The sequence below is a fragment of the Actinocatenispora thailandica genome (genome assembly GCF_016865425.1).
In the GTDB taxonomy this organism is placed as follows: domain Bacteria; phylum Actinomycetota; class Actinomycetes; order Mycobacteriales; family Micromonosporaceae; genus Actinocatenispora; species Actinocatenispora thailandica.
The window spans coordinates 5,638,453-5,660,909 of record NZ_AP023355.1 but is presented as its reverse complement, the minus strand read 5'-3'; the positions used below and the strand labels follow the sequence as shown (position 1 = coordinate 5,660,909).

Here is a 22,457-nt window from a genome sequence, read left to right as displayed (position 1 = left end):
GCCGTTGGTTTCTGGCCGCACGATCCGCTCTCCTTCCGGCAATCCGGGCCGGGTAGCGCGTGCCCGCCCCGTTCTGGGGTCGCCGCACTCGCGGTACGAGCGCGTGAGCGTCGCCAAGATGCGACACTCAGTAATCTAATTCCGGCTCGGGTAGGGCGCTGCCGTTTCCGCCCAACGCGTGGATGCGGCCGTGGCCGGCCCTCGCGAACCGCTGTGTGGCAGGGCAGGTTCCGCGAAGGACAAAGCGCTTCGCATCAGTCGGTACGGCGCCACGGGTACGAAACCACCGTAGTCCCAGCCGAAGCGGCCGGGCGGCGGTACCGGCCGGTGGGCCGGCACCGCCACCGGTCAGACCTCGCGCATCGCGCGCAGGCCGTCCCGCAGCGAGCCCATCGTGGCCAGCACCGCGCTCGGCTCGTACCCGCAGTGCGCCATGCAGTTGTTGCAGCGGGGGTCCCTGCCCCGCCCGTACTGGTCCCAGTCGGTGTCCTCGACCAGCTCCCGGTAGCTCTTCGCGTAGCTGTCGCCCATCAGGTAGCAGGGCCGCTGCCACCCCTTCAACGAGTACGACGGGATGCCCCAGGCGGTGCAGTCGAAGTCCCGCTTGCCCTCCAGGAAGTCCAGGAACAGCGGCGAGTGGGACAACCGCCACTTCTTCCGGTTGCCGTTCGCGAAGGCCTTGGCGAACAGTTCCCGGGTCTCGGTCACGCCGAGGAAGTGGTCCTGGTCCGGCGCCTTCTCGTACGCGTAGGCCGGCGAGATCATCATGTCGTCGACCTTGACCTCGTCGTTGAGGAAGTTCAGCACGTCGATGATGGTCTGCGGGGTGTCGGTGTTGAAGAACGTCGAGTTCGTCGTCACCCGGAAACCCTTGGCCTGCAGGAACCTGATCGCCTCGATCGCCTCGTCGAACACCCCTTCCTTGCTCACCGACTCGTCGTGCCGCTCGCGCAGCCCGTCGATGTGCACCGCGAACTGGAAGTACGGCGAGGGCCGGAAGTCGAACTTGTCGAACCGCTTGCGCAGCAGCACCGCGTTGGTGCACAGGATGACGAACTTCTTGCGCTTGACCAGCTCGTTGACCATCACGTCGATCTGCGGGTGCATCAGCGGCTCGCCGCCCGCGATGGAGATGGCCGGCGTACCGCACTCCTCGACCGCGGCGATCGCCTGCTCCACCGGCATCCGCCGCTTGAGCATGTCGTGCGGTTCCTGGATCTTCCCGCAGCCGGCGCACGCCAGGTTGCAGGCGAACAGCGGCTCCAGCTCCAGTACGAGCGGGAACTTGGTCCGGCCGGCGAGCTTGTTCTTCAGCACGTAGGCACCGACCTTGACCGCCTGGCGCAGTGGTACACCCATGTCAGCGCGCCTCCTTGAGGGGTTGGTGTGATTCGTTCCGCGGTGCCGGGTCCGCCGTTGCGGCCCAGGCGGTGAGCACGCCGGCCAGCGCCCGCAGCCGGCGCAGTGCGACCCCCAGATGCCACAGGGTGGCCGGGCCGAACACCGGCCCCGGCGCGCAGTCGGCGACCACCCGCAGGCACCCCACCGGCCGGGCCGGGCCGGACAGCAGCCAGTACGACTCGGTGTCGACAGCGAGCGCCCCGGTACCGGCCAGCCGGTCGCGTGCGGCGCCGGCCACGATCCCCGGCCGGCTCCCGACCGGCCCGATGTGGACGGGGTGACCGGCGGCGCGCAGCAGCGCGGCGAGCTCCGTCGCGCCGCGGAGCCGTACCGGGACGTCGTCCGGGCCCGGCCCGCGCACCTCCTCGGCGACCACCACGTCGCCGGTGTGCAGCGATGCGACGAGCCCGCCGCCGACCCCGGCGACGCACACCCCGCGGCCGGCGAGCCGGGCCGCGGCGCGCGCCGCCCGTAGCGGACCGACGCCGGCGTGCAGTACCGGTACGCCCCGCGTGGGCGCACCGGTGCCCGTCGCGCCGCCCCGGCGCAGGGCGCGGGCCTCGGCGCGCATCGGGGCGAGCAGTACGGTCATCGGACCGCCCGGGCCTCGTCGTCGGGAGCCGGCGTGACCCGGCCGAGGATCCGGCCGAGCGCGCTGACCGGGAACACCATCCGGTACAGCTTGTAGCTGAGGTAGAAGTCGCCCGGGAAGCCGGTGCCGGTGAAGAACTCCTCGTCCCAGGAGCCGTCCGGGTTCTGCGTCTGCGCCAGGTACCCGGCGCCGCGGCGGGCCTCCGCGCTGCCGCCGGCAGCCGCGGCGTCCAGCGCGAGCAGCGCCCACGCGGTCTGCGAGGGCGTCGACTCGCCGCGCCCGCGCCAGGCGTCGTCGCGGTAGGACCGCAGGTCCTCACCCCAGCCGCCGTCCGGGTTCTGGTGCGCCGACAGCCACCGCACCGCGCGCCGGATCCGCGGATCGTCGGGTGTGCGGCCGGCCGCGATCAGCGCGGGCAGTACCGCGCCGGTGCCGTACACGTGGTTCGCGCCCCACCGGCCGTACCACGAGCCGTCGTCCTCCTGGTTGCGCAGCAGCCAGTCGACGCCGCGCCGGACCACCGGATCGTTCGCCATCCCCTCGGCGCACAGGCACTCCACCACGTGCGCGGTGACGTCCGCGGACGGCGGGTCGGTCATCGCACCGAAGTCGGCGAACGGGATCTGCGCCGGAATGCTGGAGGTGTTGTCGGCGTCGAACGCGCCCCAGCCGCCGTCCGCGGACTGCATCCCGGCGAGCCACCGGACCGCCCGGCCGATGGTGGCCCGGCGCTCCCGGGTGTCCGCCGCCCCGGACCGGATCCGGCGCAGCGCGAGGATCACCTCGGCGGTGTCGTCGGTGTCCGGGTAGCCGTCGTTGGCGAACTCGAACGCCCAGCCGCTCGGCGGGAGCCCCGGCCGGCGCACCGACCAGTCGCCGGTGCGCCGGATCTCCTCACCGACCAGCCAGCGGCCGGCCCGGGTCAGTGCCGGATCGTCCGCCGGTACGCCGGCGTCGGCGAGCGCGGTGACCGCGAGGCAGGTGTCCCAGACCGGGGACTGGCACGCCTCCATCCAGCGGACCGGCCCGGCCGGGGAATCCTCGTGCACGGTGAAACCGTCCAGCCCGGCGAGCGCCGCCCGCTGCACCGGATGGTCCAGCGGGTAGCCGAGCGCGTCGAGCGCCATCAGCCCGTACGCCCAGGGTGGCTGGATGCCGCCCCAGCCACCGTCGGCCTCCTGCCGGGCGATCATCCACTCCGCACAGCGGGCCAACGCCAGTTCGCGCAGCGGCCGCACCGGGTGCCGCTCGTAGGGCACCAGGACCTGGCGGTCGAGCAGGTGGAACAGCCCCGGTACGGACAGCGCCCGGGGCGGCGTGGGCGGCGGGGAGCCGGCGCGCAGCTCGGCCAGCGAGACGCCGAGGCGGCGGGTCGGCCGCAGCGCGCGCAGCACCGCGATCGGCACCACGGTCTGCCGGGCCCAGCAACCGAAGCTGTACAGCGACAGCGGCGCGGACGGCGGCAGGAACACGATCTCCGGTGGGATCACCGGGACCAGCCGCCACGGCCACTCGCCGAACAGCGCCAGCCAGATCCGGGTGAACACCCGGGTCGATTCGAGACCACCGTGGGCGAGCACGTACCGCCGGGCGGCGGCCATGTGCGGGGCGTCGACGTCGTCGCCCGCGAGCTTGAGCGCCAGGTACGCCTCGACCGTGGTGGACAGGTCGGCCGGGCCGCCGTGGAAGGTGGCCCAGGTGCCGTCGTCGCGCTGCTTGGAGCGGATCCAGCGGGCCGAGGCCACGGTCTGCTCCGCGGTCCGGATGCCGAGGAACTGGCGCATCAGCAGGTCCTCGGCATCCATGGTCACGTTGGTCTCCATGTTGCCCTTCCACCAGCCGTCCGCGGTCTGGTGGTCGCGCAGCCACGCCACCGCACGGTCCAACGCCGCGCCGGCAGCGTCCAAAGTGGACTCAGCCTGTACCGTCATCGATCCCGTCCCGTGACGAAGTGCGCGAGGTCGATCAGCTCGGCCCGCACGTCGGCCGGCAGCGGTGCGGCTGCCGCCTCGGCGGTGCCGGCGAGCTGGTCGATCTCGTCGAGTTGGGCCAGCGCGAGGTCGAGCTGGCGGCCTGCCTCGTGTTCGGTCCACGCCCGGCCGCCGGCCCGCTCCACCAGCGTCGCGGCCTCGGCGAGCTGGTCGCCGGTCAGCTCGCCGGGCGCGAGGTACAGCTCGCGCAGCCGGTCGGCCGCGGCCACCCCGGACCCCAGCGCGTACACCACCGGGATCGACTTCTTGCGCGACTGCAGGTCGTGCAGCACCGGCTTGCCGGTCACCGCCGGCGTGCCCCAGATCCCGAGCAGGTCGTCGACCAGCTGGAACGCGACGCCGAGGTGCTCGCCGTACCGGGCGAGCCGCAGGGTGGTCTCGGCCGGTGCGTCACAGAGCATCGCGCCGATCGAGCAGGAACAGGCGAACAGCGCCGCGGTCTTGCCGCGCACCATCTCCAGGCACTCGTCGAGCGTGACGTCGTCGCGGCCCTCGAAGCCCAGGTCGGCGGTCTGCCCGGCGACCAGCCGCCGGACCGTCACCGACAGGGTACGCAGCGCCCAGGTCGCGGTCGGCTCGGCCGCCTCGGCGAGCAGCTCGAACGCCAGGCCCAGCAGCGCGTCCCCGGCGAGGATCGCGTCCGCCTCGCCGTACGCCGCCCAGGCCGACGGCCGGTGCCGCCGCTCGACGTCCCGGTCCATCACGTCGTCGTGCAGCAGCGAGTAGTTGTGCACCAGCTCGACGGCCGCGGCGGCGGGCACCGCGCGGTCCGGTCGGGCGCCGGCCGCCCGCGCGCCGAGCAGCGTGAACGCCGCGCGCATCCCCTTGCCGCCGCCGTCGGTGGGCGTCCCGTCGACCTCCCAGAAGCCCAGGTGGTAGCCGGACACCAGGCGGCAGTGCGGATCCAGCCGGTCGATCGCGCCCCGGATCGACGGCTCGACCAGCGCCCGCAGGGTACCGAGTGTCTCGGGTATGGTCGCCGTCATCGTGCCGGCTCCGGGGTGACCGCCGGGCGGTCCCGGGGTGTGCTCATGATGCTGCCTCCGAGGTGAGACGGGGATCCAGGTTCGACGGTGCGGTGGCCGGCTCCGCGGCGCCGGGTCTGTGCACTGTGGATTCGGGTGCCTCGCCGAGATGTTCCGCGATCGCGTCCGCCGCGGCGTTGCCGCTGCGGACCGCGCCCTCCATCGTGTCCGGCCAGCCGGTACCCACCCAGGCGCCGGCCAGCGCCAGGCCCGGCAGGGCGGTACGGGTCGGTGGCCGCAGCGCGCGCGTTCCCGGCGCCTGGCGAAACGTCGCGCGCGGCTCGCGGGTCACGAACGCCTCGGTCAGCTCCGCGCCGCGGGCGGCCGGCAGCAGCGCCGCGAGCGCGTCGCGCTGCTCGGCGATCAGCTCGGCCGCCGGCCGGCCGAGCAGCGCGTCGGCGGCGGACAGCGACACCGCCAGGTACTGCCCGGAACGCAGGCCGGACTCCCGGGTCCGGTCGAAGAACCACTGCACCGGCGAGTCGACCGCGGCGGCGAAGCCGTGCTCGGTGACGGTCCGGTCGTAGCGCAGGTGCACGTTGACGATCGCGGTGGCCGACAGCGCCGCCCAACGCTCCGGTGCCTCGACCGCGCCCGGCGGCACCAGCCGGGCGGCGGCCGGGTGCGGCACCGCCAGTACCACCGTCCGGGCGGCCACCTCGCCGTCCGGGGTGGACAGCGTGAACCCGGCGCCGGACCGGGTGATCCGGGAGACCTTGCAGCGGGTCCGGACGCTCGCGCCCCGCTCCCCGAGCACCCGAACCGCCGGCTCGGCGTGCAGCGCGGACAGCCCGACCCGCGGGCGGCCGATGTCGCCGGCCCGCGCCGACTCCAGCAGCCCGGTGCGGAACACCCGGGCGGCGAGCGCCAGCGACGCCTCGCCCGGCGGCACGTTCAGCGCGGACACCGCGACGAGCTCCCACAGCCGCCGCACCGTGTCCGGCGACTGGTGCCGGGCGGCGAAGAACTCGCCGAGGCTGCGCGCGTCGGTGGCCGGCGAGTCCGGGTCCACGAACCGCAGCGCCGCGGCGGCGTGCAGCGCGCCGAGCCGCTCGGGCACCGTCAGCGGCGCGTACCCGAGCAGCGCCGGCAGCAGGTGCAGCGGCGCCGGCAGCCCGCGGGTACGGCGCAGCCGGTGCACCGGCCGGCCCGGCGCGAGGACCGGCACGTCGAACCGGTCCTGCAGCTCGACCGAGCCGGCGCTGCCCAGCCGCCGCAGCAGCGCCAGGTAGTCGGTGTAGCAGCGCAGGAACACGTGCTGCCCGGTGTCCACGGTCAGCTCACCGCGGTGGAAGGAGTAGGTGGCGCCACCGAGCCGGGGCCGTCCCTCCAGCAGCGTGACGGCGGCGCCGGCATCGGCGAGCCGGACCGCGGCGGCGATGCCGGCGAGGCCACCGCCGACCACCGCGACGTCGTACCGGTTCGCGGTCACGACACCCCCGCGGTACCGCGCCGCCGGCGCGGCACCAGTGCGCGGCCCGCGACGAGCGCCTTCTGCCGGGCCGGCAGCGACATCCGGCCGCGGGTGACGGCGAGCGGGTCGCGCCAGATCCGGCGCAGCAGCGCGTGGTAGATCCCGGCCATGGCGCCGGTGCAGGCCGCCGAGCGGTGATCCAGCCGGGGGAGCAGTTGCAGCCCGACGGTGTACCAGCGGCCGGCGCGCGCCGCCTCGAACCGGATCAGCCCGGCCAGCGCGGCCCGCTCGTCGTCGAAGCCGACGCCGTCGCGCTCGGAGTCGGCGAGCCGGAGCCGGACCCCGAACCGTTGCAGATCCTGCTTGGGCAGGTAGATCCGGTCGTTGCGGCGGTCCTCCAGCACGTCGCGCAGGATGTTGGTGAGCTGCAGCGCGACGCCGAGCACGTCGGCCAGTTCGGCATCGGTGAGCGTGTCCGCGCTGGCCGGCTCCGGCGCCAGGTCGAGCATCCGCTCGATCGGCAGCGGCGGTCCGACCGTGGCCCGGTACGAACCGCCGGTCGCGGCCGGCGTTCCGGTGCCACCCTCTCCGAGGAAGACACCGAGCGACAGCCGGCCCACCGACCCGGCCACCTGGCGGCAGTAGCCGACCAGCTCGGCCAGCGTGCGGTAGCTGGTGCCCCGCACGTCCGCCTCGCAGCCGTCGACCAGCTCGTCGAAGCAGGACAGCGGGATCGGGAACCGGCGGGCAGCGTCGGTCATCGCGTACAGCACCGGGTCGTTCGGTTCGGCGTCCGGGTCGGCCAGCACCTTCAGGTCGGCGCGGACCGCGGCGAGGCCGGCGAGCCGCTCGTCCACGCTGCCCGCACCGTCGCCGATGTCGTCGATCCGGCGGGCCAGCGCGTACACGGCGGACAGCGCGCGCCGCTGGTCGGGCGGCAGCAGCCGGATCCCGTACGAGAAGTTCCGCGCCTCGGCGCGGGTGACCTGCTCGCAGTGTTCGTACGCGGCCTCGATGACTGTCATGCGCGCCTCCCGAACGTGGTGCGCAGCAGCGCACCCACCACCATCGCCTTGCTCGCCTTCGGCGGACCGGGCAGCGGGTCGTACCCGCTGCGGGCCAGGGCGGCGAGCGCGGCCCGGCCGCCCGCCGCGTAGCCGGTGACCGCGAGGCGCGCGAACCCGTGCAGCGAGTACAGCAGCGGCTCGCCCGCCGACAGCCAGGCCGCGGCCCGCTCCGCCTGGTACGCCACCAGGTCACGCAGCGCGGCGTTGGCGCGCGGCGCGGCCAGGTCGGCCTCGGTGACGCCGAACCGGTCCAGGTCCTCCTGCGGCAGGTACACCCGGCCGGCGCGGTGGTCCTCCGCGACGTCCTGCAGGTGCTCGATGATCTGCAGCGCGGTGCAGATCCGGTCGGACAGCGCGACCCGGGTCGGGGTGTGCCGGCCGAACACGTACAGCACCAGCTCGCCGACCGGGTTCGCGGACAGCGTGCAGTAGTCGGCCAGCTGGTCGAACGTCGCGTACCGCGCCACGACCTGATCGACCCGGTTCGCCTCGATCAGCCGGACCAGCACCTCGGCCGGAATCCCGCACGCCTCGATCGTCGGTGCCAGCTCGCGCAGCACCTGCTCCTTCGCCGGCCGCCCGGCGTACAGCCCGCGCAGCTCCTGTTCCACCGCGTCCAGCCGGGCGATCCGGTCACCGGTGTACTCGTCGCCGATGTCGTCGACCATCCGGGCGTACCCGTAGATGGCCATCAGGTGCCGGCGCGGCGCGGCGGGCAGCACCTTCAACGCGACCGGGAAGTTCTCCGCGCCGGCCTGCTCGGTCGGATCGGCCGTGACGGCGAGCCGTTCCGGCCCGGATCCGGTGTCGTCCGAGATGTCGTCGGGGTGCGCAGTGCTCATCGAGTCAACCGATCAGGCCGTCGTTGCGGTGGGAATGCGGCCGAGCGAGTCGAGCGTCGCGGCGGCGATGCCGGCCGCATCCAACCCGCACCGGCCGAGCAGGTCGCCGCGACCGGCGTGCGGCAGGAACTCGCGCGGCAGGCCGAGGACGGTGACCGGTACCTCGACTCCGGTGTCGGCCAGCAGCGTCGCGATCGCCGCGCCGACGCCGCCGTCGCGTACCCCGTCCTCGACGGTGACGACCAGGCGGTGTTCGGCGGCGAGATCGGCCAGTACCGGAGGGGTCGGCCGGACCCAGCGCGGATCGACCACGGTGACCCGGTGGCCGAGCGCGGCCAGCTCGTCGGCGGCGGCGAGCGCCGCACCGGCCAGCACGCCGACCGACACCAGCAGGATGTCCGGCCGCTCCGGCCGGCGCAGCAGGTCGACCCCGCCGACCCGGTGCAGCGCCGGGATGTCGTCGGACAGCGACGCCTTCGGGAACCGCAGGACGGTCGGCCCGTCGGTGACGTCGACCGCCTCGCGCAGCTCCTCGCGCAGGGTGCCGGCATCGCGCGGGGCGGCCAGCCGCAGCCCCGGCACCACACCGAGCGCGGCCATGTCCCACATGCCGTGGTGGCTCGGCCCGTCGGGCCCGGTCACACCGGCCCGGTCCAGCACGAACGTGACCGGCTGCCGGTGCAGCGCGACGTCCATCAGCACCTGGTCGAAGGCGCGGTTCAGGAACGTCGCGTAGATCGCGACGACCGGATGCTTGCCGCCCATCGCCAGCCCCGCCGCGGAGGTCACCGCGTGTTGCTCGGCGATGCCCACGTCGTACACCCGGTCCGGGAACTTCACCGCGAACGGGTGCAGTCCGGTCGGCCGCAGCATCGCCGCCGACATGGCGACCACGTCCGGCCGCTCGGAGCCGAGCGCGACCAGCTCGTCGGAGAACGCGTGCGTCCAGGTGCGCTCCGACTTGACCGGGGTACCGGTCGCGGCGTCGAGCACCCCGATCGAGTGCAGCCGGTCCGCGTCGTCGGTCTCCGCGGGCCGGTACCCGAGCCCCTTGCGGGTCAGGCAGTGCACCACCACCGGCCGGCCGTACTCCCGGGCGGCGGCGAACGCCGCCTCCAGCGCGGCGATGTCGTGCCCGTCGACCGGGCCCAGGTATCCCAGCCCGAGCCCGCCGAACAGCTCGCTCGGCGTCGGTGCCGCCGACCGCTCCGGCGCACCCTCCAGCAGGGCCAGCACGTCCGCGTACCCGCTGCGCCGGCGCAGCGCGGCGAGCTGGCCGGCGAGGCCGCCGACGGTCGGTTCGTACGAGCGGCCGTTGTCGTTGAGCACCACCACGACCGGCCGGTCGCAGGCGCCCAGGTTGTTCAGTGCCTCCCAGGCCAGCCCGCCGGTCAGCGCGCCGTCCCCGATCACGGCCACCACCCGGCGGTCCGAGCCGTCCAGCGCGTACGCCTTGGCCAGGCCGTCGGCGTAGGACAGCGCGGTCGACGCGTGCGAGTTCTCCACCAGATCGTGCACCGATTCGGTCCGGCTCGGATAGCCGGACAGCCCGCCCGCCTGGCGCAGGCCGGCGAACCCGGAACGGCGGCCGGTGAGCAGCTTGTGCACGTAGGACTGGTGGCCGGTGTCGAACACCAGCCGGTCGAACGGGGAGCCGAACACCCGGTGCAGCGCGATGGTCAACTCCACCACGCCGAGGTTCGGCCCCAGATGTCCGCCGGTGCCACACACCGTGCGGATCAGGAAGTCCCGAATCTCGCCGGCCAGCTCGGTGAGCTGAGCGGCGGCGAGCCGGCGGAGGTCCGCCGGCTCGGTGATCGACTTGAGCAGAGCCATTGCTGCCTCCGCGGGTTGGGCGCATCGGTGGTGTGTGCACTGCCTCACCGTCAGATGTACCCGTGCCGGCCGCCAATATCATCGATCTTGGGGAATCATTGTCTTCGCGGAGGTTTCCGCCCGGCCGCGCGCAGCCTCCTCGACCGCCCGTCGGTCCGTGCCGGAACGCCCGGGTGGCACCATGGAGGCGTGGGACGCACGCAGCAGGTACCAGTCGCGCCGGAGGGCGGCCACCGGGCCGCGCCGAGGCGGTTCGGTGCCGCGGAGGCGCGATGAGCAGCGACAGCCAGACCGCGGTCCGTCCGGTCGAGGAGACCGAGGTGGCCGAGCGGCCGGACGTCGACCGGCCGTGGGTCACCGTCGTCTGGGACGACCCGGTCAACATGATGACGTACGTGACCTGGGTGTTCGTCAAGCTTTTCGGTTATCCGAAGCCGACGGCGGAGAAGTTGATGCTGGACGTGCACACCAAGGGGCGCGCCACGGTGTCCACCGGCGCCCGGGAGCGGATGGAGTTCGACGCGAGCCGGCTCCACTCGTACGGGCTGTGGGCCACCGTCGAGCAGCAGTGACCGCCCCGGTACCACCATCGGCGCGAAGCAGCGATGGACCCGAGACAGCGACGACCCTGGATGTGCCGTGACCGAGCCCAGCGGGGAGTTCACCCTGTTTGTCCGTGATGGCGACGAGCTGGTCGGTTCGTTCGCACCGGAGTACGCGAGCGTGCTGCGCGAGCTGGTCCGGCAGAGCAGTGAGGTGCTCGACCAGCCGGTCGACCGCACCGACCCGGGACTGGCCCGGCTGTTCCCCGACGTGTACCCCGACTCGCTGGCCGACTCCGCCGAGCTGCGCCGGCTCACCGAGAGCGAGCTGCGCGGCGACAAGCTCGCCGCGGCGCAGCTGATCCTGGACACGCTGCCGGCCGACGGTGGCGAGGTCAGGCTGTCCGACGATTCGGCGGGCGTCTGGCTGCGCGGCCTGAACGACATCCGGCTGCTGCTCGGCAGCCGGCTGGAGGTCGACGCCGACACCGATCTCGCCGAGGAGCTCGACGCCGAGATCACCCGCGATCCGTCCTCGCCGCGCGCCGCCCAACTGCTCGCCTACGTGGTCGCCGGCGAGGTGCAGGACGCCCTGCTCACCGCGCTCACCGGCTGGCGGTACTGAGCGGCCGACCGCTGGGGTGGCGCCCGGGTGGCACGCGGGCGGGGTCCGAACCGGCTGCCGTCCGGTTCGCCCGGGTCTGACGCCGCCTGGTGAGACGTGCCACTCCCGGTGTCGGCCCAACGCCGGTTAGGCTGGAGGCGTGCTGAGGCTGGGCCGCTCCGTTCGGGACGCGATCGTCGAGCACGCCCGCCGGGACCACCCGGACGAGGCGTGCGGCATCGTGGCCGGTCCGGCCGGTTCGGACAGCGCCGTCCGCTTCATCGCGATGCTCAACGCCGAGCGGTCCATGACCGGCTACCGGTTCGAGGGCGACGAGTGGCGGCGCGTCTATCTGGAGCTGGACGACCGGGACGAGGAACCCGTCGTCATCTACCACTCGCACACGGCCACCGAGGCGTTCCCGTCTCGGACCGACGTCAACCGCGCCGCGGAGTACGCGACGATGCTGCCCGACCCGCACTACGTGCTGGTCAGCACCCGGGACGCGGAGACCGTCGAGTTCCGCTCGTTCCGCATCGTGGACGGCGTGGTCACCGAGGAGCCGGTCGAGATCGTCGACGACGACGCCGACCCGGTCCAGTCGTACAAGTTCGGGCACACCCCGACGTCGGTCGTCTACGACTGTTCGACCGGCGCTGCCGACGCCTGAGCGGCGTCGCCCACTCGTCGCGGTTCGTCCTTCTTCAGTTTTGTCGTCCTGCCCACCCAAGGAGTGCCCGCATGGCCATCGAGGTCCGCATCCCGACCATCCTGCGCAGCTACACCGGCGGCGCGAAGAGCGTCGAGGCGTCCGGTAGTTCGCTGTCGGAGGTGATCACCGACCTGGACGCGCGCCACCCCGGCCTGCGCGGCCGGCTGATCACCGACGACGGCGGCCTGCACCGCTTCGTCAACGTGTACGTCAACGACGAGGACGTCCGGTTCACCGGCGCCCTGGACACCTCGCTCGCCGACGGCGACTCGGTGACGATCCTGCCGGCGGTGGCCGGCGGGGCCCGCTGAGAGGTCACGCCATGTCCCGGTACGAGTCGCTGCTCGACGCCTGTGGTGACACGCCGCTCGTCGGCCTGCCCCGGCTGTCCCCGGCGCCGAACGTCCGGCTGTGGGCGAAGCTGGAGGACCGCAACCCGACCGGCAGCGTGAAGGACCGGGCCGCGCTGTACATGGTGCAGGCGGCGGAGCGGGCCGGCACGCTCCGCCCCGGCGACACGATCCTGGAGCCGACCAGCGGAAACACCGGTATCGCGCTGGCCATGGTGGCGAAGCTGCGGGGCTACCGGCTGGTTTGCGTGATGCCGGAGAACACGTCGGCCGAACGCCGCCAGATCCTCACCATGTACGGCGCGGAGATCATCTCCTCGCCGGCCGCCGGCGGCTCCAACCAGGCGGTCGCGATGGCCAAGGAGCTCGCCGCCGAGCACCCCGACTGGGTGATGCTCTTCCAGTACGGCAACGAGGCGAACGCGCGGGCGCACTTCGAGACGACCGGACCGGAGCTGCTTCGCGACCTGCCGACGATCACGCACTTCGTCGCCGGCCTCGGCACCACCGGCACCCTGATGGGCACCGGCCGGTACCTGCGGGAGAAGCAGCCGGACATCCAGGTCATCGCGGCCGAGCCGCGCTACGGCGAGCTGGTGTACGGGCTGCGCAACATCGACGAGGGCTACGTCCCCGAGCTGTACGACGCGACCGTGCTCACCCGCCGATTCTCCGTCGGTACCCGGGACGCGCTGCTGCGCACCCGGCAGCTGATGGAGGTGGAGGGGATCTTCGCCGGCCCGTCCACCGGCGCGGTGCTGCACGCCGCGCTGGCGGTGGCGCACCAGGCGCACCGGGTCGGGGAGGACGCCGACGTGGCGTTCGTGGTCGCCGACGGCGGCTGGAAGTACCTGTCGACCGGTGCCTATTCGGGCACCCTCGCCGAGGCGGAGACGGCCCTCGAAGGGCAGCTCTGGGCCTGACCGCCGACCCGGCCCGGGGCGCCGATGCCGTCGGGCCGGTCGGCGTACCGGCTCGGGGTGCCGAGCCGTCGGGCCGCCGGCTCACCGGCCCGGGGTGCCGAGCCCCCGGGCCGCGGCCGGGTCAGGTCGCGGAGGCGGTCAGCACGAACCCGGCGACCAGCGTGACGGTGCTGCCGCCGAGCAGCAGCCATGGCACCAGCTTCCGCTCGGCCAGCGGGAACGCCGCCGCGGCGAGCGCCAGGCCGAACACCCCGACGACCACGATCGCCGGCTCGTACCAGCTCGTCGTGGTCAGGCCGGCGAGGATCGCGATCAGCCCCCAGGTACCGCAGGCGAGGCCGCCGAGGCACAGCAGCAGCGCCCAGATCGCGGCGAGGCCGAGCGCCCGCATCCGTGGCGTACCGGTCCGCTTGGCGAGCTTCGGTTCCGGTTGACCGGGCTGGCCCATCAGGCCGAGCACCGCGTCGCGCCGGGATACCCCGGGTGCGTGGTCGGAGGTCACCGGGATGGTCTGGGTCGCGCTCATCCCGCCACCCGGGACGGGTGCGGCGCTCGCCGGCATCCGACCGCCCCCGGGCCCGTCCGGTGCGGCCGGGCCGAACGCCGCGTCCGGGCCGGCGCCGCCCCTGCCCGGTCCGCCGGTACCCGGTGCGCTCGGTGCCGCGCCCCCGGCCCGGGGCCGGGCGGGACCGCGCCGGCCGGAGCGGCGGTACCGGCGATGGTCGGGTCGGGCATGTTGCCGCGGTCGGGGTCGGGTCGAGCCGCCGGTGCTCCGGCCGGGGTGGCGGTCTCCTGCGGCCACACCGGCATCGGACCGGTCGGCGGCGCGGGCGGCGCGCCGCCCGCGGATGCCGCGGACCGCTGGTCGCCGCTACCGGCGCTGTCGCTGCTTGCTGGCTGCGAAGTCACGCGTCCGATTCTTCCGTATGTCGGTCGTCACCGGGTCCGGCCACGCGAAGCGAGCCGCCGACACGGTGCCGTGGCGGTTGCCGTGGCCCAGCATGTCAGGTCCGCCGGACGGGGTGCGCGTGAGGCGCCGGCCGCGTCGTGCCGTCACCAGAGTGTCACGTTCGCGACATTCAGCCGCGCTGGACGGCCCGGGGTGGCGCCGACGGTTAGGCTCACGCCCGTGACCGACGCGCCCATCGGCATCTTCGACTCCGGCGTCGGCGGCCTCACGGTGGCCCGCGCGATCCTCGACCAGCTGCCCAGCGAGCAGCTGCTCTACGTCGGGGACACCGCGCACGCGCCGTACGGGCCGCGCCCGATCGCCGAGGTCCGGCGCTATGCCCTCGACGTGCTCGACCACCTGGTCGAGCAGGGGGTCAAGATGCTCGTCATCGCCTGCAACGCGGCATCCTCGGCGTGCCTGCACGACGCGCGGGAGCGCTACCGGGTGCCCGTGGTGGAGGTGATCCGGCCGGCGGTGCGCCGTGCGGTGGCCGCCACCCGCAACGGTCGGGTCGGCGTGATCGCGACCCGGATGACCGTGACCAGCGGCTCGTACGAGGACGCGTTCTCGGCCGCGCCGGGGGTTTCGGTGCGCAGCGTCGCCTGCCCGCAGTTCGTCCCGTTCGTGGAGCGCGGGATCACCACCGGCCGGCAACTGCTCGGCCTGGCCCAGTCGTACCTGGAACCGCTGCAGCGCGACGATGTCGACACCCTCGTCCTCGGTTGTACCCACTACCCGCTGCTCGCCGGCCTGCTCGGGCTGGTGATGGGCGACGGCGTGACACTCGTCTCCAGCGCCGATGAGACGGCCAAGGACGTGTACCGCGTTCTTACCGAGGGAGACCTGCTGCGTGCCGAGGGTGCGGACGCGCCGCGGCACCGGTTCCTCTCCACCGGCGACCCGGCCCGGTTCGAGGCGCTGGCCCGACGGTTCCTCGGGCTCTCCGCGGCGACCGCGGAGTCGGTGCACGGGACGGCGTTCGGTGGGGTCTCGCTGGCGTCCTGACGGGCGGCGGACCGGTGCCGCGGCACCGGACAACCTCGGCGCCCGCGGGCGTCCGTACACACCGACCGAGGCGCCAGGTCGCGCGGCGGGGTGCACCCCCGCGGCGGCGCAGCCACACACAGGCAACGCAAGGGGTAGAGCAACGTGAAACTGACCATCGTCGGCTGTGCCGGCAGCTTTCCGGGTCCGGAGGCGCCGTGTTCGGCCTACCTGGTCGAGGCCGAGGGGTTCCGGCTGCTGGTCGATTTCGGCACCGGATCGCTGGGCACGCTGCAGCGCTACGTCGACCCGCACTCGATCGACGCGATATTCCTCAGCCACCTGCACGGCGACCACATGTTCGACGCGTCGTCCTACGTGGTGGCCCGGCGGTACGGGCCGAACGGGCCCTACCCGCAACTGCCGGTGTACGGCCCGGCCGGTACCGAGCAGCGGCTGTCCGCGGTGTACGACGGCGGCGAGGAGCCGCTGGGTGACGTGTACCGGTTCGTCACGTTGACCCCGGGCACCGGCACGATCGGCCCGTTCGAACTCACCGTGGACCGGATGAACCACCCGGTCGAGACGTTCGGCGCGCGCATCGAACACGGTGGCCGCACCCTCGCGTACTCGGCCGACACCGCGTCGTGCGACCAGCTCACCAAGCTCGCCGACGGCGCCGATCTGTTCCTGTCCGAGGCGAGCTACGTGGAGACCCGGCAGAACCCGCCGGACCTGCACCTGACCGGCCGGGAGGCCGGCGGGTACGCCAGCCGCGCCGCCGTCGGCCGGCTGCTGCTGACCCACCTGGTACCGGCGTGGCACTCCGAGGCGCAGACCCTCGACGAGGTGGCCGGGGAGTACGACGGGCCGACCGAGGTGGTCCGGCCGGGTGCCTCGTACCAGATCTGAACCCGTCGGTGCCCGTCGGTAGGGTGAGGCGCATGACGCGAGCTGACGGACGGAACGCCGACGAGCTGCGCCCGGTCACCCTGACCCGCGGCTGGACCAAGAACCCGGAGGGCTCGGTGCTGGTGTCGTTCGGCGACACCCGGGTGCTGTGCACCGCGAGCGTCACCGAGGGCGTGCCGCGCTGGCGCAAGGGCAGCGGCGAGGGCTGGGTCACCGCGGAGTACGCGATGCTGCCCCGGTCGACGAACACCCGCGGTGACCGGGAGAGCGTCAAGGGCCGCATCGGCGGGCGGACCCAGGAGATCAGCCGGCTGATCGGCCGCAGCCTGCGCGCCTGCCTCGACTTCAGGGCGCTCGGCGAGAACTCGATCGTGCTCGACTGCGACGTGCTGCAGGCCGACGGCGGCACCCGCACCGCCGCCATCACCGGGGCGTACGTGGCGCTCGCCGACGCGATCGCCTGGATGGGGGAGCGTCGCATCCTGGCTGCCTCGCCGGGCAAGGTGCTGCACCGGTCGGTGTCGGCGATCAGCGTCGGCGTCATCGACGGCGAGCCGCGCCTCGACCTGCCGTACGAGGAGGACGTCCGGGCCGATGTCGACATGAACGTGGTCTGCACCGGCACCGGCGAGTTCGTCGAGGTGCAGGGCACCGGCGAGCACGACGTGTTCGACCGTGCCCTGCTGGACAGGCTGCTCGACCTGGCCTCCGCGGGCTGCGCCCAGCTCGCCGAACACCAGCGGAAGGCGCTCGTGTGATGACCACCCGATTGCTGCTGGCCAGCCGGAACGCCAAGAAGCTCGTGGAGTTGCGCCGCATCCTCGCCGCGACCAGCGCCGGCGAGCAGGTCGAGCTGATCGGCCTGGACGACGTCGCCGAATACCCCGAGGTGCCCGAGTCGGGTCTCACCTTCGCCGAGAACGCGCTGATCAAGGCGCGCGAGGGTGCGCAGCAGACCGGGCTGCCCACCGTCGCCGACGACTCGGGGCTCGCCGTCGACGCGCTCAACGGCATGCCCGGCGTGTTCAGCGCCCGCTGGTCCGGCCGGCACGGCGACGACGAGGCGAACCTGCAGCTGGTCCTCGACCAGATCGGCGACGTACCGGACGAGCACCGCGGCGGCGGGTTCGTCTGCGCCGCGGCACTGGTCTGGCCGGACGGCCGGGAGCAGGTCGTGGAGGCCCGGATGCTCGGCCGCATCATCCGCACGCCGCGCGGCCGGAACGGCTTCGGGTACGACCCGATCTTCGTCCCGGAGGGCTACCAGCAGACCTCCGCCGAGCTGTCCGCCGACGCCAAGGACGCGATCAGCCACCGCGGCAAGGCGTTCCGTGGCCTGGCCGACCTCATCGCTGCCGAACTGCACTGATCCGGCCGGGCCGGGACGAGCGCCCGCGCGGGCGAGGTGCCGGTGGCAGGATGCGGATATGGGACGGACGGTGTATCTGGCCGGTGAGCCGGCCGCGGACTCGTTGCTCGCCGAGTCGCCGCTGGCGCTGCTGATCGGCATGCTGCTGGACCAGCAGGTGCCGATGGAGACCGCGTTCGCCGGGCCGAAGAAGATCGCCGACCGGTTCGGTGAGCTGTCCGCCGGGGCGATCGCCGACGCCGACGAGGACGAGTTCGTGGCGCTGTGTTCCGAGCCGCCGGCGGTGCACCGGTTCCCCGGCTCGATGGCCCGCCGCATCCAGGCACTCTGCCGGTACCTGGTGGCGGAGTACGACGGGACACCCGAAGCGTTGTGGACCAGCGGCGACCCGGACGGCGCGACGGTGCTGACGCGGTTGAAGAAGCTGCCCGGCTACGGCGAGCAGAAGGCCCGCATCTTCCTCGCCCTGCTCGGCAAGCAGTTCGACGTGCGACCGGCCGGCTGGCGCGCCGCGGCCGGCGACTACGGCGTCGCGAACTCGCGCCGGTCGATCGCCGACGTGGTCGACGACAGGTCACTCGCCGAGGTACGTGCCTTCAAGAAGCTCAGCAGGCGCTGAACGCCGCCTGCTGAGCGGCGGTGGTCTACGGCTGGGGTGGGCGTCACGAGTGGTTGCGGTGGGCGCACGACGCTGGGGTGGGCGCACGACGCTGGGGTGGGTGTCGGGAGTGGTTGCGGTGGGCCACGACGCTCGGGTGGTCAGCCGGCCGGGGGCGGGCCGGTGAGACCGTTGATGAGGTGGTCGAGGGCGGCGACCATCTCGGTCCGGGCGGCGTCCGGGTCGGCGGACTCGGCGACGTAGAGGGCCGCCTCGTCGCTGGCGCCGAGCAGTAGGTGGGTGAGCGGGGCGACCGGCTGGCGGGGGATCCGGCCGGTGTCCATCGCCGCCGCGAGCAGATCGTGGACCAGCCGGAAAACGTACTGCTGGCAGAGCGCGCGCCACCGGGCCCAGCCCAGTACCGAGGGGCCGTCGACCAGCACGATCCGCCGGACGTCGGGGTCGGCGCAGGCGTCCAGCCAGGCGCGGGCGGCGAGCCGCATCGCCGCGACCGGTTCGGTGACGCCGGCGGCGGCGACCCGCTCGGTGAGCCGCTCGGCGACGCCCGCCTCGACCGTCTCCAGCACCGCCGCGAACAGCGCCGTCTTGTCGGCGAACTGGTGGTACATCGCGCCGCGGGTCACCGCCGCGGCGGCCACGATCGCCTCGGTGCCCACGTTGGCGAAGCCGTGCGTGGCGAACAGCGGTCGCGCCGCCGTGACCAGCGCTTCCCGGGTCGCCGCGGAACGCTCGGGCTGGCTACGGCGGGGCCGCTTCGGCGTGGTCGAAGGCATCGGGCCCGGACCCTCCTTGATTTACATACAGTCTGTCTGTATCTTAATTGCATGGCCGGCGCCGCGCCAGCGCGCCGTCGTACCGAGTCTGCCGCCCCGTGCACGCACCTCCGATCCCGGGACGCCGGCCGGCGCAGCCGACACGCTCCGGGCGTGCGGCAGGCATCCGAAGTGGAGGAGTGAGCATGGCTCAGCAGATCAGGCCCCTCGCGGCGTCGATCGACGTCGCCGCGCCCGCGACCAGCGTGTGGCGCGTCGTCGCCGACGTGCGCCGCACCGGGGAATGGTCGCCCGAGTGCCGCCGGGTGATCCCGATCGGCGGTCGGGTCCGCCGGGGCTCGTGGCTGCTCGGGCTGAACCGTCGGGGCGGCACCCGGTGGCCCACGCTGTCCCGGGTGACCCGGTTCGATCCCGAGCGGGAGATCGCCTGGCGGGTCAACACCAACCGGTCGCAGTGGGGCTACACCCTGCGGGCCACCGACGCCGGGTGCGAGCTGACCTCGACCCGCCGCACCCCGGACGGGGTCGGCGCGTTCGCCAGCTGGTTCACCCGCACCTTCCTCGGCGGGCAGACCGGGCACGACGCGGAGCTGGAGGCCGGCATGCGGGCCAGCCTGGAACGGATCAGGGCGCTCGTCGAGTCGTGAGCGGCGCCGAGGGTGGGGCCGGTGAGATTCGAACTCACACTGGCATGGACCTAAACCATGTGCCTCTGCCGTTGGGCTACGGCCCGCGCACGCGTTGCGCCCGCTCCGAACGGAACGGGCGCGTCGAACGCAGGCCAGTCTAGGCAGCGGGCGCCGGCCGGCCCCGCCGGGTCAGTCCTGCGGCTTGTCGCCGCCCTCCGGGCGTTCCGCGGTGCCCTCCGGGCCGGCCTCGCCGCGCGAATTGGCGTCGCCCCCGGAGCCGGCCTCGCCGGCAGCGTGGTCCGGTCCGGTGTCGCCGTCGCGCGCGGTGCCCTCGGCGGGCGAGTCGCTACCCGCCTCGGGGGGCACGGTGCCGGTGAGGGCCGGGTCGGACAGGTCGAAGCCCATGTCACCGATGTCGAACGAGGACGTGTCGGCGAACGCGGCCGGTTCGGCGAAGTCGTCGGCCGACGGCAGCAGGTCCGGGTGGCCCCAGATCGCGTCCCGGCCGTCCACACCGCGGCGGGCCCGCAGCTCCTCCCACAGTGCGGTCGCCTCGCGCAGCCGGCGCGGCCGCAGCTCCAGTCCGACCAGCGCGGCGAACGTCTGCTCCGCCGGGCCGCCCTCGGCCCGGCGCCGCTGGAACGCCTCGGTCAGCCGCGCCACGTTCGGCAGCCGGTCCGCGACCGCGGCGGTGACCACGTGCGTCACCCAGCCCTCGACCAGCGCCAGGCTGGTCTCCAGCCGGTTCAGCGCGGACCGCTGTGCCGGGGTGTCCTCCGGGGTGAACACGCCCTCGAAGTTGAGTTCCTGCATCGATTCCGGGTTGCTCGGGTCGACGTGGCCGAGCGCCTCCTCGATGGCCTCCCGGTTGACGGTGATGCCCTGGGCGTACGTCTCGACGGCGGCGAGCATGTGCCCGCGCAGCCACGGGACGTGCGCGTACAGCCGGTGGTGGGCGGCCTCGCGCAGCGCGGTGTAGAGCCGGACCTGGTCGGCCGGCAGCTCCAGGCCCTCGCCGTACGCGGCGAGGTTGGTGGGCAGCAGCCCGGCCACCCCGGCGGGGCCGAGCGGCAGGCCGATGTCGGAGTCGGACAGCACCTCACCGGCCAGCGACGCGAGCGCCGCGCCGAGCTGGCCGCCGAACATGGCGCCGCCCAGCGAGGAGACCATCGCCTGCATCGGACCGAGCTGGCCGCGCAGTTCCTCCGGCATCAGGTCGCCCATCGAGTTGACCATCCGGCCGGCGACCGGATCGCACAGCTGCTGCCAGACCGGCAGCGTCTTCTCGATCCACTCCCGCCGGGTCCAGGCGGCGGTCGAGCGGACCCCGCTGGGCAGCGTGGTCACCGGGTCGAGCCACAGGTCGGCGAGCTTGAGTGCCTCGGCCAGTTCGGTGCGGTCGGCGCTCGCGACGGCGGGGTCGTCGGCCTCGATCTGGCTGGTGGCGACCTGCTTGGCCAGATCCCAGTTGACCGGGCCGGAACCCGGAGTCACCAGGAACTGCTGAAGCTGGGACAAAAACCGCGCCATCTGCTGCGGGTCGTTGGGGTCGGGTGTGCCTCCCGGCACCGAGAACCCGAACGGAATATCAGTCATCACAACGTCCCATCGCACCGTGTGCAGGTAGGTGCAACCGCCCCGGTCACACCTTCCACGGTACGCGACGTGCGGTGACCGGACACCCGGGCGGCGTCCGCTACGCGCGAACACGCGTCGCCGGCGGCGCCGGGCACCGGCCCGCCGAGCTGGGCCGACACGCGGTACGCGGGTGGCTGCGCCGGCGTGGCGCCGCCCGAATAGGCTCCCAGCATGGAACGACGCGGGTGGACCGTGCTGATCGGCACCGTACTGGTGGCCCTGCTGACCGCAGCCTCGCTGCTGGTGAAGGTGCCGTACGTGGCGCTGGGCCCGGGACCGACGGTCGACACGCTGGGCTCCGTCGACGGGACGAAGATCATCACCGTGCAGCGCGGTACGGCGTCCAAGTCGACCGGGCAGCTGCGGCTGGTCACGGTCTCGGTCTCCGACGATCTCACCCTCTGGTCGGCGATGTACGACTGGTGGGACGACCGGTACGCGGTGGTGCCGCGGGACGCCGTCTACCCGCCGGACCAGACCGAGCAGCAGACCGACAAGCAGCAGCAACAGCAGTTCCAGGACTCGCAGACCGCGGCCGAGACCGCCGCCTACCGGGAGCTCGGCTGCCCGGTGGTGGTGACCGTCAAGTCGGTCGCGGCCGGTTCCGGCGCCGCCGGCAAGCTCAAGGCCGGTGACGTGCTGAACAGCATCGACGGCAAGCCGGTCACCTCCACCGCGAAGCTGGTCACGCTGGTGCAGTCGGAGGCGGCCGGCAGCAAGCGCGAGGTCGGCTACACCCGCGGCGGCAAGGCCCGGACGACGACGGTCACCACCGGCAAGGGCGACTCCGGCAAGGCCGCGCTCGGTGTCACGGTGACCGAGAAGCAGCCCTGCCGGTACCGGGTGAAGGTGAGTCTCGGCGACATCGGTGGGCCGTCCGCCGGGATGATGTTCGCGCTGGGCATCATCGACACGCTGACCCCGGCCGACCTGACCGGCGGCAATGTCATCGCCGGGACCGGCGAGATCGACACGGACGGCAAGGTGGGCCCGATCGGCGGCATCCAGCAGAAGCTGCTGGGCGCCAAGCAGGACGGCGCGACGGTGTTCCTCACCCCGGCGGACAACTGCGCGCAGGCCAAGGGTGCGGTACCGAGCGGGCTGAAGCTGGTGAAGGTGAGCACCCTGCATGGCGCGCTGCAGGCGCTGTCCGAACTGCGTGCCGGCAAGCCCACCCCGTCCTGCTGAACGGCGCATCGACGCTCCCTTGAGGTTTCCTGACCGGCCGGCAGGCAGGACCGTGCGGGCGGTCGCTGGCGCGATCGCCTAGTCTGGGACGCCA

23 protein-coding genes and 1 tRNA gene are annotated in these 22,457 nt (G+C 73.4%); 12 read left to right on the top strand and 12 right to left on the bottom strand.

Annotated features, from left to right (window positions below; translation table 11 throughout):
* Window positions 1-348: 348 nt before the first annotated feature.
* From hpnH to dxs, 8 genes are read right to left on the bottom strand one after another with little or no spacing between them, the layout of a single operon-like run.
* Complete coding sequence (gene hpnH / locus Athai_RS25235) at window positions 349-1,359, bottom strand: adenosyl-hopene transferase HpnH (RefSeq protein ID WP_203963802.1); 1,011 nt, start codon at window positions 1,357-1,359, stop codon at window positions 349-351.
* Between the two features lies 1 nt (window position 1,360).
* Complete coding sequence (locus tag Athai_RS25230; protein WP_203963801.1) at window positions 1,361-1,993, bottom strand: phosphorylase family protein; 633 nt, start codon at window positions 1,991-1,993, stop codon at window positions 1,361-1,363.
* Complete coding sequence (gene shc, locus Athai_RS25225; RefSeq protein ID WP_203963800.1) at window positions 1,990-3,924, bottom strand: squalene--hopene cyclase; 1,935 nt, start codon at window positions 3,922-3,924, stop codon at window positions 1,990-1,992. The genes Athai_RS25230 and shc overlap by 4 nt, the downstream gene beginning before the upstream one ends.
* Window positions 3,921-4,970, bottom strand: coding sequence for a polyprenyl synthetase family protein (locus Athai_RS25220; protein ID WP_203963799.1), 1,050 nt, complete (start codon window positions 4,968-4,970; stop codon window positions 3,921-3,923). Before Athai_RS25220 ends, shc begins: the two co-directional genes overlap by 4 nt.
* Window positions 4,971-5,013: 43 nt before the next feature.
* Complete coding sequence (gene hpnE / locus Athai_RS25215; RefSeq protein WP_203963798.1) at window positions 5,014-6,441, bottom strand: hydroxysqualene dehydroxylase HpnE; 1,428 nt, start codon at window positions 6,439-6,441, stop codon at window positions 5,014-5,016.
* A complete protein-coding gene (locus Athai_RS25210) occupies window positions 6,438-7,448 on the bottom strand; it encodes a squalene/phytoene synthase family protein (protein WP_203963797.1) in 1,011 nt (336 codons plus the stop codon). The genes hpnE and Athai_RS25210 overlap by 4 nt, the downstream gene beginning before the upstream one ends.
* Window positions 7,445-8,332, bottom strand: coding sequence for a squalene synthase HpnC (gene hpnC / locus Athai_RS25205; protein ID WP_203963796.1), 888 nt, complete (start codon window positions 8,330-8,332; stop codon window positions 7,445-7,447). The genes Athai_RS25210 and hpnC overlap by 4 nt, the downstream gene beginning before the upstream one ends.
* Window positions 8,333-8,344: 12 nt before the next feature.
* Window positions 8,345-10,168: a 1-deoxy-D-xylulose-5-phosphate synthase gene (gene dxs, locus Athai_RS25200; RefSeq protein WP_203963795.1), complete on the bottom strand. Its 1,824-nt coding sequence runs from the start codon at window positions 10,166-10,168 to the stop codon at window positions 8,345-8,347.
* A gap of 272 nt (window positions 10,169-10,440) precedes the next feature.
* Here dxs and clpS point away from each other — a divergent pair, with 272 nt between their 5' ends.
* The 5 genes from clpS to Athai_RS25175 all read left to right on the top strand — a co-directional run bounded on the left by clpS (window position 10,441) and on the right by Athai_RS25175 (window position 13,299).
* Window positions 10,441-10,740, top strand: coding sequence for an ATP-dependent Clp protease adapter ClpS (gene clpS, locus Athai_RS25195; protein WP_203963794.1), 300 nt, complete (start codon window positions 10,441-10,443; stop codon window positions 10,738-10,740).
* Between the two features lie 67 nt (window positions 10,741-10,807).
* Window positions 10,808-11,335, top strand: a complete 528-nt coding sequence (locus Athai_RS25190) for a DUF2017 family protein (protein ID WP_203963793.1) — start codon at window positions 10,808-10,810, stop codon at window positions 11,333-11,335.
* A 139-nt stretch (window positions 11,336-11,474) separates the two neighbouring features.
* Entirely contained in the window at window positions 11,475-11,984 is a 510-nt protein-coding gene (locus tag Athai_RS25185) for a M67 family metallopeptidase (protein ID WP_203963792.1), read from the top strand.
* A gap of 71 nt (window positions 11,985-12,055) precedes the next feature.
* On the top strand, window positions 12,056-12,337 hold the full coding sequence (locus tag Athai_RS25180) for a MoaD/ThiS family protein (RefSeq protein ID WP_203963791.1): 282 nt from the start codon (window positions 12,056-12,058) through the stop codon (window positions 12,335-12,337).
* Between the two features lie 11 nt (window positions 12,338-12,348).
* Window positions 12,349-13,299 (top strand): PLP-dependent cysteine synthase family protein, encoded by a 951-nt coding sequence (locus Athai_RS25175; protein WP_203963790.1) that lies wholly within the window; start codon window positions 12,349-12,351, stop codon window positions 13,297-13,299.
* A 121-nt stretch (window positions 13,300-13,420) separates the two neighbouring features.
* On the opposite strand, the gene Athai_RS25170 is transcribed toward Athai_RS25175, so the two are convergent.
* Window positions 13,421-13,825 carry a hypothetical protein gene (locus Athai_RS25170; protein ID WP_203963789.1) on the bottom strand — a complete coding sequence of 135 codons (405 nt, stop codon included), beginning with the start codon at window positions 13,823-13,825 and terminating at the stop codon, window positions 13,421-13,423.
* A gap of 603 nt (window positions 13,826-14,428) precedes the next feature.
* On the opposite strand from Athai_RS25170, the gene murI reads away from it, so the two are divergent.
* The 5 genes from murI (at window position 14,429) to Athai_RS25145 (ending at window position 18,135) form a co-directional block, all read left to right on the top strand.
* Window positions 14,429-15,256 (top strand): glutamate racemase, encoded by an 828-nt coding sequence (gene murI, locus Athai_RS25165; RefSeq protein WP_203963788.1) that lies wholly within the window; start codon window positions 14,429-14,431, stop codon window positions 15,254-15,256.
* Window positions 15,257-15,400: 144 nt separating this feature from the next.
* A complete protein-coding gene (locus Athai_RS25160; RefSeq protein WP_203963787.1) occupies window positions 15,401-16,147 on the top strand; it encodes an MBL fold metallo-hydrolase in 747 nt (248 codons plus the stop codon).
* A 32-nt stretch (window positions 16,148-16,179) separates the two neighbouring features.
* Window positions 16,180-16,905, top strand: a complete 726-nt coding sequence (rph, locus tag Athai_RS25155) for a ribonuclease PH (protein ID WP_203963786.1) — start codon at window positions 16,180-16,182, stop codon at window positions 16,903-16,905.
* On the top strand, window positions 16,905-17,516 hold the full coding sequence (rdgB, locus tag Athai_RS25150; RefSeq protein WP_203963785.1) for an RdgB/HAM1 family non-canonical purine NTP pyrophosphatase: 612 nt from the start codon (window positions 16,905-16,907) through the stop codon (window positions 17,514-17,516). Before rph ends, rdgB begins: the two co-directional genes overlap by 1 nt.
* Window positions 17,517-17,574: 58 nt before the next feature.
* The gene (locus Athai_RS25145) at window positions 17,575-18,135 is read left to right on the top strand and encodes an HhH-GPD-type base excision DNA repair protein (protein ID WP_203963784.1); all 561 of its coding nucleotides are present in this window, start codon (window positions 17,575-17,577) and stop codon (window positions 18,133-18,135) included.
* Window positions 18,136-18,275: 140 nt separating this feature from the next.
* Here the strand turns inward: Athai_RS25145 and Athai_RS25140 are convergent, their stop codons facing one another.
* Window positions 18,276-18,908 carry a TetR/AcrR family transcriptional regulator gene (locus Athai_RS25140; RefSeq protein ID WP_203963783.1) on the bottom strand — a complete coding sequence of 211 codons (633 nt, stop codon included), beginning with the start codon at window positions 18,906-18,908 and terminating at the stop codon, window positions 18,276-18,278.
* Between the two features lie 185 nt (window positions 18,909-19,093).
* Between Athai_RS25140 and Athai_RS25135 the strand changes: the two genes are divergently transcribed.
* Window positions 19,094-19,555: an SRPBCC family protein gene (locus tag Athai_RS25135; RefSeq protein ID WP_203963782.1), complete on the top strand. Its 462-nt coding sequence runs from the start codon at window positions 19,094-19,096 to the stop codon at window positions 19,553-19,555.
* Between the two features lie 13 nt (window positions 19,556-19,568).
* On the opposite strand, the gene Athai_RS25130 is transcribed toward Athai_RS25135, so the two are convergent.
* A tRNA-Leu gene (locus Athai_RS25130) sits at window positions 19,569-19,640 on the bottom strand.
* Window positions 19,641-19,726: 86 nt separating this feature from the next.
* Window positions 19,727-21,133: a zinc-dependent metalloprotease gene (locus Athai_RS25125; protein ID WP_203963781.1), complete on the bottom strand. Its 1,407-nt coding sequence runs from the start codon at window positions 21,131-21,133 to the stop codon at window positions 19,727-19,729.
* A gap of 213 nt (window positions 21,134-21,346) precedes the next feature.
* Here Athai_RS25125 and Athai_RS25120 point away from each other — a divergent pair, with 213 nt between their 5' ends.
* Window positions 21,347-22,363, top strand: a complete 1,017-nt coding sequence (locus Athai_RS25120) for a YlbL family protein (RefSeq protein WP_203963780.1) — start codon at window positions 21,347-21,349, stop codon at window positions 22,361-22,363.
* Window positions 22,364-22,457: the final 94 nt, after the last annotated feature.

Excerpts from the sequence above, each read along its gene's own strand:
- Athai_RS25135 (WP_203963782.1), top strand. The coding sequence starts at position 19,094 with ATGGCTCAGCAGATCAGGCCCCTCGCGGCGTCGATCGACGTCGCCGCG.
- rdgB (WP_203963785.1), top strand. The coding sequence starts at position 16,905 with ATGACCACCCGATTGCTGCTGGCCAGCCGGAACGCCAAGAAGCTCGTG.
- clpS (WP_203963794.1), top strand. The coding sequence starts at position 10,441 with ATGAGCAGCGACAGCCAGACCGCGGTCCGTCCGGTCGAGGAGACCGAG.
- Athai_RS25175 (WP_203963790.1), top strand. The coding sequence starts at position 12,349 with ATGTCCCGGTACGAGTCGCTGCTCGACGCCTGTGGTGACACGCCGCTC.
- Athai_RS25170 (WP_203963789.1), bottom strand. The coding sequence starts at position 13,825 with ATGAGCGCGACCCAGACCATCCCGGTGACCTCCGACCACGCACCCGGG.
- shc (WP_203963800.1), bottom strand. The coding sequence starts at position 3,924 with ATGACGGTACAGGCTGAGTCCACTTTGGACGCTGCCGGCGCGGCGTTG.
- Athai_RS25180 (WP_203963791.1), top strand. The coding sequence starts at position 12,056 with ATGGCCATCGAGGTCCGCATCCCGACCATCCTGCGCAGCTACACCGGC.
- Athai_RS25230 (WP_203963801.1), bottom strand. The coding sequence starts at position 1,993 with ATGACCGTACTGCTCGCCCCGATGCGCGCCGAGGCCCGCGCCCTGCGC.
- hpnH (WP_203963802.1), bottom strand. The coding sequence starts at position 1,359 with ATGGGTGTACCACTGCGCCAGGCGGTCAAGGTCGGTGCCTACGTGCTG.
- Athai_RS25220 (WP_203963799.1), bottom strand. The coding sequence starts at position 4,970 with ATGACGGCGACCATACCCGAGACACTCGGTACCCTGCGGGCGCTGGTC.
- Athai_RS25120 (WP_203963780.1), top strand. The coding sequence starts at position 21,347 with ATGGAACGACGCGGGTGGACCGTGCTGATCGGCACCGTACTGGTGGCC.
- Athai_RS25145 (WP_203963784.1), top strand. The coding sequence starts at position 17,575 with ATGGGACGGACGGTGTATCTGGCCGGTGAGCCGGCCGCGGACTCGTTG.
- Athai_RS25210 (WP_203963797.1), bottom strand. The coding sequence starts at position 7,448 with ATGACAGTCATCGAGGCCGCGTACGAACACTGCGAGCAGGTCACCCGC.
- hpnC (WP_203963796.1), bottom strand. The coding sequence starts at position 8,332 with ATGAGCACTGCGCACCCCGACGACATCTCGGACGACACCGGATCCGGG.
- Athai_RS25140 (WP_203963783.1), bottom strand. The coding sequence starts at position 18,908 with ATGCCTTCGACCACGCCGAAGCGGCCCCGCCGTAGCCAGCCCGAGCGT.
- dxs (WP_203963795.1), bottom strand. The coding sequence starts at position 10,168 with ATGGCTCTGCTCAAGTCGATCACCGAGCCGGCGGACCTCCGCCGGCTC.
- Athai_RS25125 (WP_203963781.1), bottom strand. The coding sequence starts at position 21,133 with ATGACTGATATTCCGTTCGGGTTCTCGGTGCCGGGAGGCACACCCGAC.
- rph (WP_203963786.1), top strand. The coding sequence starts at position 16,180 with ATGACGCGAGCTGACGGACGGAACGCCGACGAGCTGCGCCCGGTCACC.